Annotated in this window: 15 protein-coding genes and 1 pseudogene; 6 read left to right on the top strand and 10 right to left on the bottom strand. The window is 56.5% G+C overall.

Annotated features, from left to right (window positions below; all coding sequences use genetic code 11):
• Nucleotides 1-86 precede the first annotated feature (86 nt).
• Complete coding sequence (gene fic, locus VGC33_RS02395; protein WP_331118653.1) at nucleotides 87-1,163, top strand: protein adenylyltransferase Fic; 1,077 nt, start codon at nucleotides 87-89, stop codon at nucleotides 1,161-1,163.
• Here fic and VGC33_RS02400 read toward each other — a convergent pair.
• Together VGC33_RS02400 and VGC33_RS02405 are read right to left on the bottom strand one after the other, a co-directional pair.
• Nucleotides 1,163-1,557: pseudogene (locus tag VGC33_RS02400) on the bottom strand (transposase); the annotation flags it as partial. The gene fic and the pseudogene VGC33_RS02400 overlap by 1 nt on opposite strands.
• Nucleotides 1,558-1,723: 166 nt before the next feature.
• A complete protein-coding gene (locus VGC33_RS02405; protein WP_331118655.1) occupies nucleotides 1,724-2,605 on the bottom strand; it encodes a LysR family transcriptional regulator in 882 nt (293 codons plus the stop codon).
• 137 nt (nucleotides 2,606-2,742) lie between these two features.
• Here VGC33_RS02405 and VGC33_RS02410 point away from each other — a divergent pair, with 137 nt between their 5' ends.
• Entirely contained in the window at nucleotides 2,743-3,516 is a 774-nt protein-coding gene (locus tag VGC33_RS02410) for an SDR family NAD(P)-dependent oxidoreductase (protein ID WP_331118657.1), read from the top strand.
• A 53-nt stretch (nucleotides 3,517-3,569) separates the two neighbouring features.
• On the opposite strand, the gene VGC33_RS02415 is transcribed toward VGC33_RS02410, so the two are convergent.
• Nucleotides 3,570-4,415, bottom strand: coding sequence for an SDR family NAD(P)-dependent oxidoreductase (locus tag VGC33_RS02415; protein WP_331118659.1), 846 nt, complete (start codon nucleotides 4,413-4,415; stop codon nucleotides 3,570-3,572).
• A 111-nt stretch (nucleotides 4,416-4,526) separates the two neighbouring features.
• Nucleotides 4,527-5,597: an aldo/keto reductase gene (locus VGC33_RS02420; protein ID WP_331118661.1), complete on the bottom strand. Its 1,071-nt coding sequence runs from the start codon at nucleotides 5,595-5,597 to the stop codon at nucleotides 4,527-4,529.
• A gap of 163 nt (nucleotides 5,598-5,760) precedes the next feature.
• On the opposite strand from VGC33_RS02420, the gene VGC33_RS02425 reads away from it, so the two are divergent.
• The 3 genes from VGC33_RS02425 (at nucleotide 5,761) to VGC33_RS02435 (ending at nucleotide 9,612) form a co-directional block, all read left to right on the top strand.
• Nucleotides 5,761-6,639 (top strand): AraC family transcriptional regulator, encoded by an 879-nt coding sequence (locus VGC33_RS02425; protein WP_331118663.1) that lies wholly within the window; start codon nucleotides 5,761-5,763, stop codon nucleotides 6,637-6,639.
• A 972-nt stretch (nucleotides 6,640-7,611) separates the two neighbouring features.
• Nucleotides 7,612-8,205, top strand: a complete 594-nt coding sequence (locus VGC33_RS02430) for a hypothetical protein (RefSeq protein WP_331118665.1) — start codon at nucleotides 7,612-7,614, stop codon at nucleotides 8,203-8,205.
• Nucleotides 8,206-8,448: 243 nt separating this feature from the next.
• On the top strand, nucleotides 8,449-9,612 hold the full coding sequence (locus VGC33_RS02435) for a metallophosphoesterase (protein WP_331118667.1): 1,164 nt from the start codon (nucleotides 8,449-8,451) through the stop codon (nucleotides 9,610-9,612).
• A gap of 38 nt (nucleotides 9,613-9,650) precedes the next feature.
• Here the strand turns inward: VGC33_RS02435 and VGC33_RS02440 are convergent, their stop codons facing one another.
• The 6 genes from VGC33_RS02440 to VGC33_RS02465 all read right to left on the bottom strand — a co-directional run bounded on the left by VGC33_RS02440 (nucleotide 9,651) and on the right by VGC33_RS02465 (nucleotide 14,630).
• Nucleotides 9,651-10,490: an ABC transporter permease gene (locus VGC33_RS02440; RefSeq protein ID WP_331118669.1), complete on the bottom strand. Its 840-nt coding sequence runs from the start codon at nucleotides 10,488-10,490 to the stop codon at nucleotides 9,651-9,653.
• Nucleotides 10,491-10,513: 23 nt separating this feature from the next.
• Nucleotides 10,514-11,413 carry an ABC transporter permease gene (locus VGC33_RS02445; RefSeq protein ID WP_331118671.1) on the bottom strand — a complete coding sequence of 300 codons (900 nt, stop codon included), beginning with the start codon at nucleotides 11,411-11,413 and terminating at the stop codon, nucleotides 10,514-10,516.
• A complete protein-coding gene (locus VGC33_RS02450) occupies nucleotides 11,410-11,946 on the bottom strand; it encodes a TOBE domain-containing protein (protein WP_331118673.1) in 537 nt (178 codons plus the stop codon). Before VGC33_RS02450 ends, VGC33_RS02445 begins: the two co-directional genes overlap by 4 nt.
• Nucleotides 11,947-12,480 (bottom strand): ABC transporter ATP-binding protein, encoded by a 534-nt coding sequence (locus tag VGC33_RS02455; RefSeq protein WP_331118675.1) that lies wholly within the window; start codon nucleotides 12,478-12,480, stop codon nucleotides 11,947-11,949. It lies immediately after the preceding gene.
• A 73-nt stretch (nucleotides 12,481-12,553) separates the two neighbouring features.
• On the bottom strand, nucleotides 12,554-13,732 hold the full coding sequence (locus tag VGC33_RS02460; RefSeq protein ID WP_331118677.1) for an extracellular solute-binding protein: 1,179 nt from the start codon (nucleotides 13,730-13,732) through the stop codon (nucleotides 12,554-12,556).
• 154 nt (nucleotides 13,733-13,886) lie between these two features.
• Nucleotides 13,887-14,630 (bottom strand): glucosamine-6-phosphate deaminase, encoded by a 744-nt coding sequence (locus VGC33_RS02465; protein ID WP_331118678.1) that lies wholly within the window; start codon nucleotides 14,628-14,630, stop codon nucleotides 13,887-13,889.
• Nucleotides 14,631-15,125: 495 nt separating this feature from the next.
• Here VGC33_RS02465 and VGC33_RS02470 point away from each other — a divergent pair, with 495 nt between their 5' ends.
• Entirely contained in the window at nucleotides 15,126-16,217 is a 1,092-nt protein-coding gene (locus VGC33_RS02470) for a LacI family DNA-binding transcriptional regulator (protein ID WP_331118680.1), read from the top strand.
• Nucleotides 16,218-16,311 lie beyond the last annotated feature (94 nt).

The raw sequence follows: 16,311 nt of genomic DNA on the forward strand, positions 1-16,311 counted from the left end.
GCGATTTTTTAAACATGATGGCGTGACATGTTTATAGCATCGACATAGTATGGCTATATGTCGATGAAAACGGTTTTTATAAACATATGAATTGGAAACCAGAAACCCCCCACAACGCGTTGCCGATACTGCCGCCTGAACTGGAGCGCGTTGAAACCCGCAGCATACTCAAAGCGTGCATAAGTGCGCGCGCAGCAATCGCAGAGTTGAAAACCGCCGGTGAGTTGATACCCGATCAGGGTTTGCTGATAAGCATCCTTCCGTTGCTGGAAGCGAAAGACTCTTCGCGCATTGAGAACATCGTAACGACCAGCGATCGGCTCTTTCAGTATGCTGACCGCGCAGATGGCGCGGATCCGGCCACCAAAGAAGCGCTGCGCTATCGTACAGCGCTTTATGATGGCTATACCCGCCTTAAGGACTATCCACTTTGCACAAACACAGCGGTAACTATCTGCACCACATTACGCGCGGTGCAAACCGATATCAGGAAAAGGCCGGGTACGGTATTGCGTGATCAGAATAATAACGTGGTCTATACGCCGCCGGTGGGGGAAGACGCCATTCGTAACTTACTGGCGAACTGGGAGCGGTTTATACACGGTGATGATGATTTAGATCCGCTGGTGAAAATGGCTATTGCACACTATCAGTTTGAGTGCATCCACCCGTTCCCGGACGGGAACGGACGAACGGGCCGTATCCTGAATATCCTGTACCTGATCCAGACTGGATTGCTTTCATTGCCTATATTGTATTTGTCCCGCTTCATCCTGGAGAGGCGTGATGATTACTACACATTCCTGCGCAGGGTGACAGAAGAGGGGGACTGGGAATCGTGGATTTTATTTATGTTAGAGGCAGTGAGGAACACGTCTCGGTGGACGACTGATAAGATATCGGTTGTCAGAGAATTGATGGCAGAAACCACAGCCTATGTGCGCGAGCAACTGCCGAAAATCTACACCCATGAACTTATCCAGGCGCTTTTTGCGCAGCCGTATTGCCGGATCGATAACCTTGTAAAACGAGGTGTGGCCAAACGCCAAACGGCATCAACATACCTCAAACAGTTAGTAAATATTGGCGTATTGGAGGAAATGACTGTTGGCCGTGAAAAGCTGTATATCAACACCAGGCTGCTGCGTGAATTGGGTCAGTAACGGTGCCGCGCCGTTAAATCGGTAAGCCAGTTGGCTATTTGCACATTTTCATCACGCAATTTAGCGCAATAGCGGTAACCACTTTCGCTGAGGCCAAAAGTGGAACAGGCCACACGGATAGAGATATCTTTACTTTTTTTGCATGGCATTCTGAATGATCTCGGATGTTGAACGCTCTTCGGCATACATCTTTTTGAGCCGCCGATTTTCATCTTCCGGTTCTTTCAGGCGGGCCATCATCGAGGCATCCATACCGCCAAAGCGTGAGCGCCACGTATAAAAAACTGGCATTGCACATGCCATGTTCACGGCAAAGCGCCGAAACCGGTGTGCCGGCCTCGGCTTGCTTCAACATGGCCATGATCCGGCTGTCGCTAAAACGTGATTTTTTCATCCGAATTTCCTCGATTCATGTTACGAGAAAACGCTACTTATCAGTACCCCGGTTTTTCGGGGGGATTACCATAGGGACAGGTAAACGCGTGGGGGCGGACGGGGTGTGGCCGGCTTTTGTTAAAAACCGCCGGTTTTGGCGCGCCGCTTACCACCTACTAACCTACTCAGGCCTTCATGGCATCAATAATGGCCCTAAGTCCCGCCGATTGATGCTTACGGCTGGGAAAATAGAGAAACAGGCTTTCTTCGAGGGTACACCAGTCTTCAAGGCAGCGCTGAAGATGACCACCGTGCAGATAGGCCGCCGCGCGGTCCTCCCAAATATAAGCCAGGCCCACGCCCCGCGCAGCCGCATTCGCCATCAGTTCCTGGCTATCGGCCGTTAAGGGGCCGGTCACCTCGACTTCCATCATTTCTCCGTCCTTGGCGAACGCCCAATTCAAGATCTTTCCGCTGGGAAAAGCATAGCGAATGCATGCATGGTGATGCAGATCGTGCGGCGTGAGGGGCGCGGGGTGCTGCGCGAAATAGCCGGGTGAACCGACCACGCTAAAGCGAAATTTCGGCTTGATGCGCACCGCGATCATATCCTGCGACAGTCGCTCCCCTAAGCGGATCCCCGCATCAAAACCTTCCTCAACGATATCGACCAGTGAGTCGGTAGAGACGACTTCCAGCTTCAGTCCAGGATGCTTTGCCAGGAGGTCCATTGCGTCGCCCAGAATGTATGGCGCGAGGGAATTGGGCACATTGATTCGTATGGTGCCGAAGGGCGACGCGCGAAATGAGTTCAGCCCGTCCAGGGCATGTTGCATTCCGGCCAGCGCTGGCTGCAATTGGGCGTATAAGGCTTCTCCGGCTTCTGTCATGGACACGCTACGCGTGGTGCGATGAAATAGGCGCACCCCCACCCGCGACTCAAGGCTGCGTATCGAATGACTTACCGCCGAGGCGGAAGTGCCTCGTTCTGTGGCGGCCTGACGGAAGCTTAGATGTTTCGCCACCGAAGCGAACACGGTCAGTTCGGCGAGTTCTGCGGTTTCCATTGGTGAGTCTTGTTCACTATAGTAAGAAGCATTGGCTACTTTATCATATCAATATAACACTTCAGAATGTCCTTTACGAATTGAGCGAATGCCGTTCTCTTGCTCGAAAGTTTAACGCTAACCCTCTGGAGAAATACATGAATAACAACCTGCCTATCCAAACCCTGTCTGGGAAAGTCGCGCTGGTAACCGGTGCAAGTTCAGGCATCGGCCGCGCCGCGGCCCTTGAACTGGCCCGCCGTGGAGCAAAAGTTGTCGCCAGTGCCCGCCGCCGTTCGGAAATCGAGTCACTGGTTGCTGAAATCAGAAGCGAAGGGCATGAAGCCACCGCCGCGGTTGCTGATATCAATATTGAACAGGATGTGATTGATTTGGTGGCGACAACAATATCGACCTATGGCCGAATCGACATCGCTTTTAACAATGCCGGCACCGAAGGTGAGTTCACCCCGTTTGTTGAACAGTCAAATGAAGTTTACGACACCATTTTTAATGCCAATGTTCGCGGCGTTTTCTGGTCGATGAAGCATCAGGCAAAAGCCATGCTGGCGCAGGGAGCCGGGGTTATCATCAACAATGCGTCGATGGGGGGCGTGATAGGTTTTGCGAACGCAGGGCTTTATATCGCCAGTAAACATGCTGTGCTGGGGCTGACCAAAACCGCGTCGATTGAATTGTTCAAGCAGGGGGTGCGCGTCAACGCGGTTAACCCTGGCATCATTGATACACCATTCCAGGACCGCATTTGGCCGAGCAACGAGGCGAAGGATGCTTTCGCGGCATCGACCGTTCCTGGACGGGCGGGCTTGCCCGAAGAGGTGGCTACCGTTGTGGCCTTTTTGGCGTCGGATGACGCATCTTTTGTGTCGGGCCATGGCCTTCTTGTCGATGCTGGTTATTCCATTGCCTGATCAAAAGCGGTGCGGCGGTAGAGCCGTTTTGGCTTACCGCCGCGGGTTCACGATCAGTCAAAATCGGTGTTGCCACCAACGTTTTCCCAGATATCCAGTTCGGCTGAAAATGCCGCCAGTACTTCGCGCGTCCGCGCCAGGGCATCCGGCCCCAGGACAAGATGAAGCGGAGGCGCAGCGCTTTCTACCGCGTTAATGATAGCCAGGGCGCCTTTCGCCGGATCGCCGCGCTGCGCTCCCTCCATGCTCGCCAGTTTGGATACCACGGCGCCAACGGTATCCGCATAGTCATCCACAAGATTTTCGCTATTTCGTATGGAGGTCGCAGAGAGGAAATCGGTCCGGAAAGCACCCGGTTCCACCAGCGTGACGTGGATGCCCAAGGGCGCGAGTTCCTTGGCAAGGCTTTGCGAAAGGCCTTCCACCGCGCACTTTGCCGCGGCATAAAATCCCGACCCCGCTCCGGGCGCAACGCCGGCAATGGAGGTGATATTGATGATATGACCAGAGCCACGGGCCCGCAGATAGGGCAATGCGGACTGAATTATGCGCCTTGGTCCATTAAAGTTGACTTCAAAAAGGTGCGTAACCTGCTCATCTGTTGCTTCTTCAATCGACCCCAGCAAGCCATATCCTGCATTATTAACGATGAAATCAATATGGCCGTGGAGGGCAAATGCCTGCCGTACGACATCGCCGATGGCGTTGGCATCCGTCAATTCAAGAGGAAGAACATGCAGTTGACGGGAGGTGTTGTCAATGTCGCTGGCGCCGTCACGGGTGGTGCCAATCACTATTGCGCCGCGAGCAAGCAATATGCCGGCAAGCGCTTTACCAAAACCGCGTGAAATGCCGGTAATAAACCAGACTTTAGGGGATAACGCCGTCGATCCGTTCATTAATCAGACCTCTTTTTGATGAAACTTACGGGTTAAGTAGTTTATATCGCGCGTGTTGCAACGACCTGGGCAGTCTGAACATGGCGATGGCCATCTACCGCGGCTTGGCGATCACCTGCCGCTTTTAACCGTTGAGCCGCCGAATATGAGCTGTTGCACCATTGGCCGACCAATAAAGCGATCGGGGAAAATCGGCGCAATCGCGCTGGCCTGATTTAAACGGTTATACTGCTCGTCGGTGAAAACAATATCTAATGCGCCGAAATTGTCTTCCGCTTGTGCAAGCGTGCGTGCGCCCATGATCGGAGACACGACGGCGGGATTGCGCAGAACCCATGCCAGCGCGACCCGGGACGGTGTAACACCGATTTCTGCGGCGATCTCGAGCACGACGTCAGCGATTTCCAGCGCGCGTTCGGTCAAGTGGCCCGACGATGCGATGACGCCCTTACGCGTTGGCGAGATATCGGCCGCGTTCTCATGGGTTAAATCTGTCCGGCTGTATTTCCCGCTGAGTATGCCGCCGCCAAGCGGCGACCAGGGCAGGACACCAAGACCGAGCGCCTGGGCCATGGGGATCAGCTCATGTTCTACTGTTCGCTCGACCAGGCTATATTCGATTTGCAAGGCAACAAACGGTGACCAGGCGCGCAGGTCGGCAAGTGTTTGCATTTGCGCAATGCGCCAGGCTGACGTGTTACAAATGCCGAGATAGAGGACTTTCCCTGAGCGCACCAGATCATCCAGTGAACGCATCACCTCTTCAGGGGAAGTGGTGAAATCCCAGGCGTGGAGGTAAAGGAGATCGATACGGTCGGTATCGAGCTGACGCAGGCTGGTCTCGACCGAATTGACCATATTAAACCGATGGTTACCGCCGGAATTGGGATTGCCCTTATCACGCGCCATGGTGAATTTCGTGGCAAGAACCACCCTCTCGCGTTTTCCTTTGATCAGGCCGCCGAGGATTTTTTCTGACGTACCATTGGTGTAGTTGACCGATGTATCGATAAAGTTACCGCCGCGCTCGACGTAGGCGTCAAAGATGCGCTGCGCTTGGGCATCATCCGCCCCCCAACCCCAATCGGATCCGAAGGTCATGGTGCCCAGCGACAGAGGGGAGACGCGCAGGCCCGAGCGGCCAAGTAAACGATATTGATCTAAAGCATTCACCGTCGTCATTTTTATCTCCTGAGTATGACAAAATGGATGACTGACTCCGGGTATCATCATCTAGCGGATGGGTCTGATCCTGATAGCCTGGAAATCCGTAATGCTTGCACGATCGTCCGTGTATATAACGCCTCTTTTTCAAAACGTCCCTTCGGGCGCAGGGTAACGATTCATGAACAGACTAAATACGCTTGTAGACATCCTAGATCGCCATACCCTGACGGATGGCAGTCATCACTGCGCGATCCCTGGCGTAAAACTGATACGGTCTTCTTCGCCGACAACGCCGATGCCGGTGATCTATACCCCTACGTTTTGCCTAATCGCGCAGGGCACAAAGGAGGCTAATCTCGGTGAAACGACCTATCGTTATGACGCAGCCAACTATTTGATGGCGTCCGTCGAATTGCCCATCATGGGATCGGTGATTGAGGCGAGCGCAAACCAGCCGTATCTTTGTTTACAGCTTGATTTCGATATGGCCGAACTCTCCGAACTGGCAATTCATTACCCGGCATCGCCCGAAGCGGCGCTTTCTCCCCCCGCTGGCATCATGTTGAACAAAACCACGCCGAAATTGCTTGAGGCGGTGATCCGTTTGGCGGAGCTGTTGGACGCGCCCGGCGATATTGACGCGTTGGCCCCGCTGGCTAACCGTGAAATTCTCTACCGCTTACTGACGGGACCGGGGGGGAGCATCATCCGGCATATGGCTCAGGCCGATAGCCGCCTCAATCAGATTGCGCGCGCCATCATCTGGATCAGAACGCACTTTCGCGAACCCTGCCCCATAGAGCAGGCCGCGGAAATCGCCGGCATGAGCCGCTCTACTTTTCATCTTCATTTCAAGGCGATCACCACGCTCAGTCCCATCGAGTTCCGAACTCACTTACGTATGCAGGAAGCCCGCCGGCTGATGGTCAGAGATGCGATGGATGCCGCTAATGCTGGCTTTAACGTCGGTTATGAAAGCCCGTCTCAGTTCAGCCGTGACTATGCGCGCCTCTTCGGCATGCCGCCTGCCAGACACGCCAGCCTGTTGCGACAATAACAGGGGGTCGTGGGAAATCGGGCGACGGCATATTTCCGTGCTGGCGCAGCCAGGCGCGTTGGCGCGCCGGTGAGGCTACGGCAACGGTGTGTGCTGGGGCCAGGGTGGGTGACACCAGACCAGGGGGCGGGTCAAAACCATCGCCGATGGCGGCGTAATAATCCTCGGCGATCGGATCCACGCGGCGGTTCTCGACATGCCACTGCGCCGGTACTGGATAACGTCGTTAATAAACTATTGGCTAATGCATGTCGACGGAGGGTAATCATTATTCTGCAACCAAAGTTCGCCGGCCATCGTCCGGCGAGGGGCAGGTGAAACAGGCGCGGGAGACAATAATAAAGTTGCGTTAAACAATTAATTTCTGTACCAGCTCGGTAAAGACGATATACAAATAATATCCTGACCTGTTATATTTTAATGCCGGAAATACCAGAGGCATGATATTGATGTTAATGAAAATATATATGCCGCTTACCTATGTCCTGACAGCGATGTTTTTTACGGTGCGCAGGCATGGACTGAATCGTTGCAGCCTTTACAAAGGCATAGGCTATTCTTTTCTGGCCAATGCGGTGGTATTGCTATCGCCCGATAACCTAAGCTTTGATAATATCACTGTGGAAGGTATGACAACATACCTCTGTACATCATCACTTACGATAATAATTATACTTATTGTATTGCTTTTTTATCACCGTTGAAATAGAAAAATAGCGAGGCGGCCACACATGTTAATCTATTCGGGTTATTATTTGCTAGAGAGAATAATTAAGTCAGCCTGGCATTTTTATTCGAAATATACTCAATATCGCTATTATTACACAACAGGTCCTTTAACGAAGGAACACCCTATTCGTTAAAAGCATGAACACCCGGCATGGGCGGCAATGTGCCGCGCGTTGATCGGCATTGCCGGCGGCGCATCGTTTATTGCCGACTGTGGATTCACGAAGACGTAGAGAGACAAATATGTCCATTTATTCTAACCCCATCACCACTGATCATCTCCCCATCGCCATCAGGACGCTTTTATCAAGAGGCAAACGCGGCATAGGCGCTCTGGTACAAGGCGTGTCCAACGTCGCCCTTTGGCGGGATCCCTCCTTTGTGACCGCCCTTGCCGGCAGCGTGCTCATTGCATCCGCTGGTTTAGGCACCACGCTCATCTCTTACGCTGTTGATGATATAAACGACTTGTTGGCTCCGTGCCTGTCCCTATCCCCCCAGGCTTATCGCGAGGTGATGCTCGCGGGCATCACCTATGGCATACCCGGCGGCATCATTTCCGGATCGATCGTGGCGGCTCTTCTTCGGGGATATATCAATAATACCTATCGCGCTGACCAATCTGTAATGCGGGAAGATATCAATAATACCCATCGCGCTGACGAATCTGTAAGGCGCCCATTGCTCATCGGCGCATTGATGGGATTCTCTGCCGGCGGCATCGGCGGCCTGCTGTATTCCGTCTACCTGCAGCAAGTTCGTAATATTGATGTCAATGATGCGCTGTGTTCCGGTCTTCCGCCTATCATCATTAACGAACAGCGTTTTGATCGATAAACGTTATATCCGTTGGGCGCGCCGCCCATTTGGCCGCGAAATGGCGGCCCGGGCTGTGTCAACGCGTCGCCGGCCACCGGCGAGGGTAGGGCGCTATGCGGTGTCATAAGGTTTGATTCGGACCGAATGGTCTTTAATGATCTCGGATCGCGCGGGAGCACCGCACAGCATTTTATGGCTGTCTAAATCCCGCTGGGTTAGGCATATTGCGACAGTACAGTATTTCGCCGTGGGATGACTTTTATGCTTCGCTCCGCTTTTTTCCTTCGCCTCATCAGCATCGTCATTCTTTTGCATGTGTATATCGGCGCGCGGCTGATTCCCGCCCTGCCTGTCGGTTCGCCGTTCAAATGGGGTGCGGCGGCGCTGCTGGTTTTGTCTGTCTTGCTTATCCCGCTCGGCATGGCCGCGCGCAATATCAAACAACAGCCGCTGTCGGACCTGCTGGCGTGGACCGGCTATCTTGTCATGGGCTTTTTCTCGTCGCTGCTGGTGCTGACGGCGCTGCGCGATATCGCGCTGCTGGTGCTATTGGCCGTGAACAGCCTGCGGGGGAACAGCGCCGCGGCGGATGTCATCTCGGCGAGCGCGGCGTGCGTGCCGGTGTTGGCCGTGGCCCTGACGTTGCTGGGCGTCTACAACGCGCGTCGCAATGCGCCGGTGAAAATCATCGATGTCCCCATCGCGGGACTGGCGGCGGCGCTGAATGGCTTTTCGATCGTGCAAATCACCGACATCCACATCGGCCCGACCATTAAGCGTGGTTACGTCGAGAAAATCGTCGCGACGGTAAACGGGCTGAAGGCGGATCTGATCGCGGTGACCGGTGATGTCGTCGATGGCACCGTACCTCAGCTTGCGGCCGATGCGCGGCCGCTTGGCGGGTTATCGGCGCGTCACGGCACCTTTTTCGTCACCGGAAATCATGAATACTATGCCGGCGCGGATAATTGGGTCGCCGAGTTTCGCCGGCTTGGTTTCAAGGTGCTGATGAACGAGCATGTGATCGTCAATCACGATGGCGCACAGGCAATCGTCGCGGGCGTGACGGATTACGGCGCCGGCAGCCATGACCCGGCGCACGCCAGCGATCCGGCGAAAGCCATGCGGGGCGCGCCGGAGGATATCCTGTTCCGGCTGCTGCTGGCCCATCAGCCGCGCAGTGCGGCGGCCGCATCGGCCGCGGGATTTACCCTGCAATTGTCCGGCCATACCCACGGCGGCCAGTTTTTGCCGTGGAATTTTTTTATCCGGTTGCAGCAGCCTTTTGTGCACGGGCTGGACAGGCTCAACGACCTTTGGGTTTACACCAGCCGCGGCACGGGCTATTGGGGGCCGCCGATACGGCTGGCCGCACCGTCTGAAATCACGTTCCTGCGCCTGGTTGCGGCTCCCCCTATCGCTTAATCTCCATCATCATACCAACCCCGTCTTTTAGCTAACCATTAGCGGGTCGGGCTTTTACGCGCCCGCGCCACGATTTGCGTTGGGTTGACGAAGCGTAGCGCCACAATAAGCCAGATAAGCGAACTGACGGTGTAGATTACGGCCATGGCATCAATGGATTGGCCGGCCCTTACCCCGGCCGCGAAAACGGAATAATAAAGCGATACCACCAGCGTCTGGCTGGAAGGGCCGGCGGTCAGGAAGGTGAGTTCAAACATGGAAATGGTCCGGACCAGTGACAGCAGGGTGGCCGCCAGGATGCCGGGCAGCAGCATGGGGACAAGGACATGGATGAACAGTTTGCCGGTGTTGGCGCCGAAGACGTGGGCCGCCGCCTCGATGCGCGGATCGATTTGCTCGATAAACGGGATCATCAGCACTACGACAAACGGCACGGTCGGAACCAGATTGGCAAGGATAACGCCGTTCATGGTTCCCGCCAGGCCCAGGCGATAAAGCAGGGTCGCGAGCGGAATGCCGAAGGTGATCGGCGGCACCAGCAGCGGCAGCAGAAACAGCGCCATCACCAGCGATTTGCCGCGGAAATTGCGGCGCGCCAGTCCATAGGCGGCGGGTACCCCGATCAGCGCCGACAGGACGACCACCGTGCCGACGATTTGGAAAGTGACCAGCAGCACATTACCCAGCTGGAACTCCCGCCAGGCGGAGAAATACCAGCGAACCGTAAAACCGGCCGGCAGCCAGGTACCGAACCAGCGCGTGCCGAACGAATTTATCGCGACGGTTGCGATCATTGCCAGCAGGTTGATGATGAAGAAGATCACAAAGGCCCAGATGGCGGCCTTCCAGAGCCTGTCCAGGATATTTTCCAGGGTCATAATGTGTTTTCCAGGTTCATGGTTTATCCCTTGCCCGCACCCGCGGGCCCCTTATAGAACAGGCTGCGCGCCGTAAGGATGATGGCGACGATAGCGAATTGGACGGTGGCCATGATCATGGCGATGGCCGAGGCGAAGGAATAGTCGTACTGCTCGAACGCCGCTTGTGCGGCCGCGATGGAGATAACCCGCGTTGCTCCCGCCGGCGCGCCCAAAATAACGGCGGAGGGGAAGACCGAAAAGGCGTCGACAAAAGACAGGCAGAAAATGACGGCCAGGCCCGGCAGGATAAGCGGCAGGATGACATGCCGGAAACGCTGGCGCGCGCGGGCGCCGAGCGTTGCGGCGGCGTGCTCAAGGGCCGGGTCGATGCCGGAAATCATCGACAGGGCCAGCAGGAAGGTAAAGGGAAATCCGGTGATGATAAGGGACAGGAACACCCCGGTATAATTATGGACCAGGCGCACCGGCCGATCGATAAGGCCGATGGTCATCAGCACCCGGTTGAACCAGCCCTGGGGGCCGAGGTAGTTCAGCAGCCCGTCGGCGATGAGCACGGTGCCGAGGGTGATCGGAATGACCAGCAGGGTGGTCAGCACACGCTGGTGGCGCATCAGGCGCACGCGCATGGCGATAGGCACGGCCAGCGCAATGTTCACAAGCGTAACCGGCAGCGCGAGCTGCAGGGTCAGCCAAATGGTGGTGTATATATAAGGGTCGGAAAAAAATCTGGCGTAGTTCGCATACCATTCCCCGCTCTTGGGCATAAATGAATGCACCAGCCCATAGAAAAAGGGGTAAATAAAGAGCAGCAGCAGGAACAGCGCCGCCGGTAAAATCAGCAGCGTTACGCCATCGAAACCGTGGTCCGCGAGCCTGCGCCTGCCGCGGTTGCCCACCAAATCCGCACCGGCCGGCTTCATTGTCCTTCCTCCCGCGCGTAAACCAGAATACGATCGGCCGGCGCGCCCAGACGCACCTGCTCTCCCTGGCCGATAGCGTCCCGCGCCCTGAAAAAAACCTCGTATCCTTCGGCGGTCCGGCCGGATCCCAGGAAATAATCGCCGGAGTACTCCATCCCGGTGACGGTGGCCACAATCGCGCCGTCCGGTTGCGGAACCAGGTCGGCCGGCCGGATGGCGGCGACCACCGCGCCGGCGGCCGCCTGGTCCATCCCTTTGCCGCGCAAGAATGCGCCGGAGAGCGACATTTCCACGTCATCGCCCTGCTTGCGCACGATGGTGGCGGGCAGCGCGTTGCGAAACCCCATGAACTCCGCCACATCAAGATGCGCCGGGCGATTGAAGAGTTGTTGCGGCGTGCCTATCTGGCGTACGCCGCCGTCGCGCAACACCACGATCCGATCGGCAAGCGATAGCGCCTCGTCCTGATCGTGAGTGACATAGATGGTGGCGGAACCCAGCAACCGGTGGATGCGTCGGATCTCGGCGCGCATTTAGAGCCGCAGCTTGGCATCCAGGTTTGACAAGGGTTCGTCCATCAGCACCAGCGGCGGCTCCACCGCGATGGCGCGCGCGATGGCGACGCGCTGCTGCTGGCCGCCGGAAAGCTGGGCCGGTAGTTTATCGGCTTGCTGCGCCAGCCTGACCACGTTCAGGGATTCTTCTACCTTCAGGTTGATTTCGGATTTTGCCATGCCCTGCATTTGCAGGCCGAAACCCACGTTGCGTCGCACGCTCATATGCGGGAACAGCGCGTAGTTCTGGAAAACCATGCCAAACCCCCGTTCCTCGGGTTTCAGCATGTCGATACGGCGCTCGTCGAGCCAAATTCCGCCCCCCGTCAGGGACAACAGGCCCGCCAGGCAATTGAGCGCCGTCGATTTGCCGCAGCCCGATGGGCCGAGGAGGGCGATGAACTCTCCGCGTTTGACCGTTAGCGACACATCCCTTAGCGCATTGTGGCTGCCAAAGGCGCGGCTGATATTTTCCAGTCGCAGTTCACGAAAGTCCCGTGATGTTATGGCCATGGTTGGCTGCCTCAGTTGAATCTGGTGTCAAAAGGTGGTGCGGGAGCCTGGCGGTACCGCTCCCGCGTACTGTCTATTTCTGCATCTTCGCCGCGCCGATGTCGCGATCCCATTTATCGAACATGGCGACAAGTTGCTTTGAATCCAGCGGCGGTTCCGTCGGATTGTTGGCGATGAGATCGGCGTATTCGGGGCGACCGAACGTTTTTATCGTGTCCTGGCTTTCCGCCGGGGCCATGTCGAGGGTGACCCCTTTGACGGACGGACCGGGGTACATGTAGCCGTGATCGTACATAAAGGCCTGCTGTTCCGGTTTCAGGATAAAAGCCATCAGTTGCAGCACCACATCCAGTTTTTCTGGCGCAATACCCTTGGGGATGGCCATGTAATTGGCATCGCCTACCCAATGGAATCCCTTCAGGGTGCCGACTTTGTACTCCGCGGGCACGATGCCCAGGTAACGCGGGTTGATATCCCAGCCGCCCGTCGTGGCGATGATGTCGCGGGTACCCTCGGCCAGCTCCTTCATGGTGGCGGTGGTGCCGCCGGGGTAATATTCAATGCAGCCGTCAAGCTGCTTGAGATAGGCCCAGGTCTTGTCCCAGCCGTGGATCGGATCGAGCGGATCCTTGTCGCCGAGCAAATAGGGCAGTCCCATCACGAAGGTCCGGCCCGGGCCGGAGTTGGACGGACGGGCGTACATGAATTTGCCGGGATTGGCCTTGCACCAGGCCAGCAATTTTTCCGTCGTGTCCGGCATGTTTTTCACGCGATCCGGCGCATATTCAAGCAGCGGACCGGACGGCGTCCAATCCACGATAAACGCTTGACCCTTTGCCATCTCCTGCATCAGATAGGCGCCATGAATATAAAGCTGGTCAAGCTGCGGAAACCTGTCCTGGTATTTCGGCAGGATCTGCATCCACAGGCCCTGTCCCTGGCCTGCGGCGAGCGCGTCGTTGCCGGTCAGCACGAAGTCGATATCGACGCGTCCGGCGTCCTGCTGGGCCTTCAGTTTGCCGGCGAGTTCCGGCGCCGTGGCCTGGGTAAAGACAAAATCCTTGACCAGCTCGGGGTGCTCGGCCTTGAATTTCTCGAACGCGGGCTGGCTTAACTGCAGGTCGCCGGCCACATCAATGACATTGATGGTGACGGGTTTCGCGAAGGCCTGAAACGAACCGGCGAGAGACGAGAGAACCAGGGTCGCCGCCAGGGCGGCCAGACGGCAAATGGCAGTGCTGTTTTTTTTCACGACTCCACTCCTTATATCATTGTTAAATCAGGTTCTTCGTTTCTTGCGCACCGGTAGCCGGTACAGTGGGGTATATCCGCGCATGGCTGATACAGCGACAGATTGAAATAGTTCGGCGCGCCAGGGCATCGCCCGACCGTCCCGCAGCCATCGGCTAGCGGGTAAGCCGGCTTGCGGCGGGGCCATCGAGATACAGCAGGCAGTTCGCGTGTTGCTGCAAGATAGAGGCCGGCCATGCGTTGGTGACCGGCCCTTCCAACACTTCCCGCACCGCCTCGGACTTGCGTTCGTCCGGCACGGTCAGGATCACCATGCGGCTGGCCATAATGCGCCGGATCGTCATGGAGATGGCGCGCAGGGGCACGTCTTCAAGGGTGGCGAACCAGCCCTCGCCAAACTGTTGCCGGCGGCAACCCTCATCCAGGTCGACCACCTTATAGGCCTCGGCGGCGCTAAAATCCGCCGGCGGGTCATTGAAGGCGAGATGGCCGTTCTCGCCGATGCCGGCGAACATGACGTCGATGGGATGCCTATCGAGCAGGTCGCCGAGCCGGCGCAGTTCTTCATCCAGATCCGCGGCATCCCCCCGGACGAAGTGAAAGGCGCCGAGCGTTGGCACCCTGGCGACAAAACGCTCCTGGAGATAGCGGCGAAAGCTGGCCGGATGCGTTTCCGGCATGCCGATATATTCGTCGAGATGGAAAGCGGTCACTCGGGACCAGTCGATCTCGTCATGTCCGATAAGCGCGTCGATCAAGGCAAACTGACTGGCGCCGGTGGCCAAAACGATGTTCGCCGCGCCGTTTTCCGCGATGGCCCCGGCGATTGCCTTCGCCCCGGCCGCAGCGGCCTCGCCGGCGGCTTGCAACGTGGTGGCACATTTATGAATAATAATCATGGGATCCTCAGGTGACTGACGCCGCCGTTTTATGCGCGGATTTTCCGCTGTTATTTCCGTACTGATGGCTTTGCGGGGCCTAACGCTTCCCGGTGGGTAAGCGCCGCGCCGGCAATAGGCCTGGACGCGTTATTTGTATGAATTTTAAACCAAGGTATGATCGGAATACGATAACGTCAATGGTAAAATTACACGTTTGAGATACGTATTTCTTATTTTATCCAGTAAATTTACTGAAAGGCATTTTGCCGGACGGCCAGACGGAGCCGCGCTAAACTCCTGATTTGGCGATTTTCCCGGCGGATATTCCCACGGTGGAAGCCCTGGAGTCCTTAATCGCTGTGCGCAACGGGGGGCTAAATAGGGAAAATTGCTTTATTTGGCGTCAATTTGCATTTGCAATTTACTTTCACGATAAGTAACCTTTCTCAAAATGCAATCAACCCGTTGATAATCTTCCTCTGGGTAAGAAACGGCATAATAGGATGTGAGGTGATGGCCAAAACGCGTAAGTCTAAACATGGGGGCGCCGGCCTTAGAGAGATTGCCTGCGAGGCAAACGTCAGCATCGCCACGGTGTCACGGGTGTTGAACGGTAATGACCGCGTCGACCCCACCATGCGCCAGCAGGTGCTGGACGCGGCGGCCAAACTGAACATCGACACCGCGCAACCGGAAAGGACCGGCGCCCTGGTCTTCCTGCTCAGTAACCGGGCGATGCTGCCGCCTTTCCACGCCAGCATCCTGGCGGGCGCGGAATCCTACTGCGCCGCCCATGGTTGGGATCTTTATTTTGTTTCCCTGTCCTATCCTCCCACGGCCAGCGCGCGCGAACTGCACCTGCCCAAGCTGATACAACGCGGCGAGAGGGTGCGCGGCGTCATCCTGGCGGGAAATCCCTCGCCTAACCTTATCGAATTGCTTGAGCAAAAAGGCATCAGTTATGTGGTGCTCGGCAGCAATATTCTCGGCGAGTTTCCCACGCTTGGAAACGATGTCGTTTTCTCCGATGAGACACGCGGCGGCGAGGACGTGACCCGCTATCTCCTCAGTCTTGGCCATCGGGATATTTGGTTTGTCGGTAATACCCGCCTTCCGTGGTTCGCCCGTTATTACGAAGGATATTGCCGGGTCATGGACGAGGCGGCGCTGACGCCCAGGCTAAGCAGTATCGATTCGGAAGATGACACCGAGATTGGCTATTTGGGCACCAAGTACCTACTCTCCACCGGTGAACGCGTGTCGGCCATTTTCGCCGGCAACGACGCGACCGCCTGTGGGGTGTATAAAGGGCTGCGGGAACAGGGCCTGCGCATTCCTGAAGATATCAGCGTGGTTGGCTGCAACGATACGGTGGGTGATTTGCTTTACCCCAGCCTGACGACCATCCGCGAATTCCCCGAACAGATGGGACGGCATATGGCGGAGCTGCTTTTGGAGCGCATCGCCAATCCGCGCCTTGAATCCCGGCGGCTGATGATGCCCACCCAGTTCATCCGCCGGGACTCATGCGGTCCGGTTGTGGACGGGGAGCCGCGCGGCCCTGAAGGCGGCAAGGCGGAATTTATCGCCGTCCCGTCGCAGTGACCCGGTAAATTAAAAACGATGGCCATCGTCTTCAACAACCTGGCGGGTAATGGACAGAGGGCGCTGACCTTAACGCTCATTACTGCATCATCAT

It is taken from the genome of Acerihabitans sp., assembly GCF_036398755.1.
Taxonomy (GTDB): domain Bacteria; phylum Pseudomonadota; class Gammaproteobacteria; order Enterobacterales; family Enterobacteriaceae; genus Acerihabitans.

Excerpts from the sequence above, each read along its gene's own strand:
- VGC33_RS02420 (WP_331118661.1), bottom strand. The coding sequence starts at position 5,597 with ATGACGACGGTGAATGCTTTAGATCAATATCGTTTACTTGGCCGCTCG.
- VGC33_RS02430 (WP_331118665.1), top strand. The coding sequence starts at position 7,612 with ATGTCCATTTATTCTAACCCCATCACCACTGATCATCTCCCCATCGCC.
- fic (WP_331118653.1), top strand. The coding sequence starts at position 87 with ATGAATTGGAAACCAGAAACCCCCCACAACGCGTTGCCGATACTGCCG.
- VGC33_RS02435 (WP_331118667.1), top strand. The coding sequence starts at position 8,449 with ATGCTTCGCTCCGCTTTTTTCCTTCGCCTCATCAGCATCGTCATTCTT.
- VGC33_RS02450 (WP_331118673.1), bottom strand. The coding sequence starts at position 11,946 with ATGCGCGCCGAGATCCGACGCATCCACCGGTTGCTGGGTTCCGCCACC.
- VGC33_RS02445 (WP_331118671.1), bottom strand. The coding sequence starts at position 11,413 with ATGAAGCCGGCCGGTGCGGATTTGGTGGGCAACCGCGGCAGGCGCAGG.
- VGC33_RS02410 (WP_331118657.1), top strand. The coding sequence starts at position 2,743 with ATGAATAACAACCTGCCTATCCAAACCCTGTCTGGGAAAGTCGCGCTG.
- VGC33_RS02415 (WP_331118659.1), bottom strand. The coding sequence starts at position 4,415 with ATGAACGGATCGACGGCGTTATCCCCTAAAGTCTGGTTTATTACCGGC.
- VGC33_RS02440 (WP_331118669.1), bottom strand. The coding sequence starts at position 10,490 with ATGACCCTGGAAAATATCCTGGACAGGCTCTGGAAGGCCGCCATCTGG.
- VGC33_RS02465 (WP_331118678.1), bottom strand. The coding sequence starts at position 14,630 with ATGATTATTATTCATAAATGTGCCACCACGTTGCAAGCCGCCGGCGAG.
- VGC33_RS02425 (WP_331118663.1), top strand. The coding sequence starts at position 5,761 with ATGAACAGACTAAATACGCTTGTAGACATCCTAGATCGCCATACCCTG.
- VGC33_RS02470 (WP_331118680.1), top strand. The coding sequence starts at position 15,126 with ATGGCCAAAACGCGTAAGTCTAAACATGGGGGCGCCGGCCTTAGAGAG.
- VGC33_RS02405 (WP_331118655.1), bottom strand. The coding sequence starts at position 2,605 with ATGGAAACCGCAGAACTCGCCGAACTGACCGTGTTCGCTTCGGTGGCG.
- VGC33_RS02455 (WP_331118675.1), bottom strand. The coding sequence starts at position 12,480 with ATGGCCATAACATCACGGGACTTTCGTGAACTGCGACTGGAAAATATC.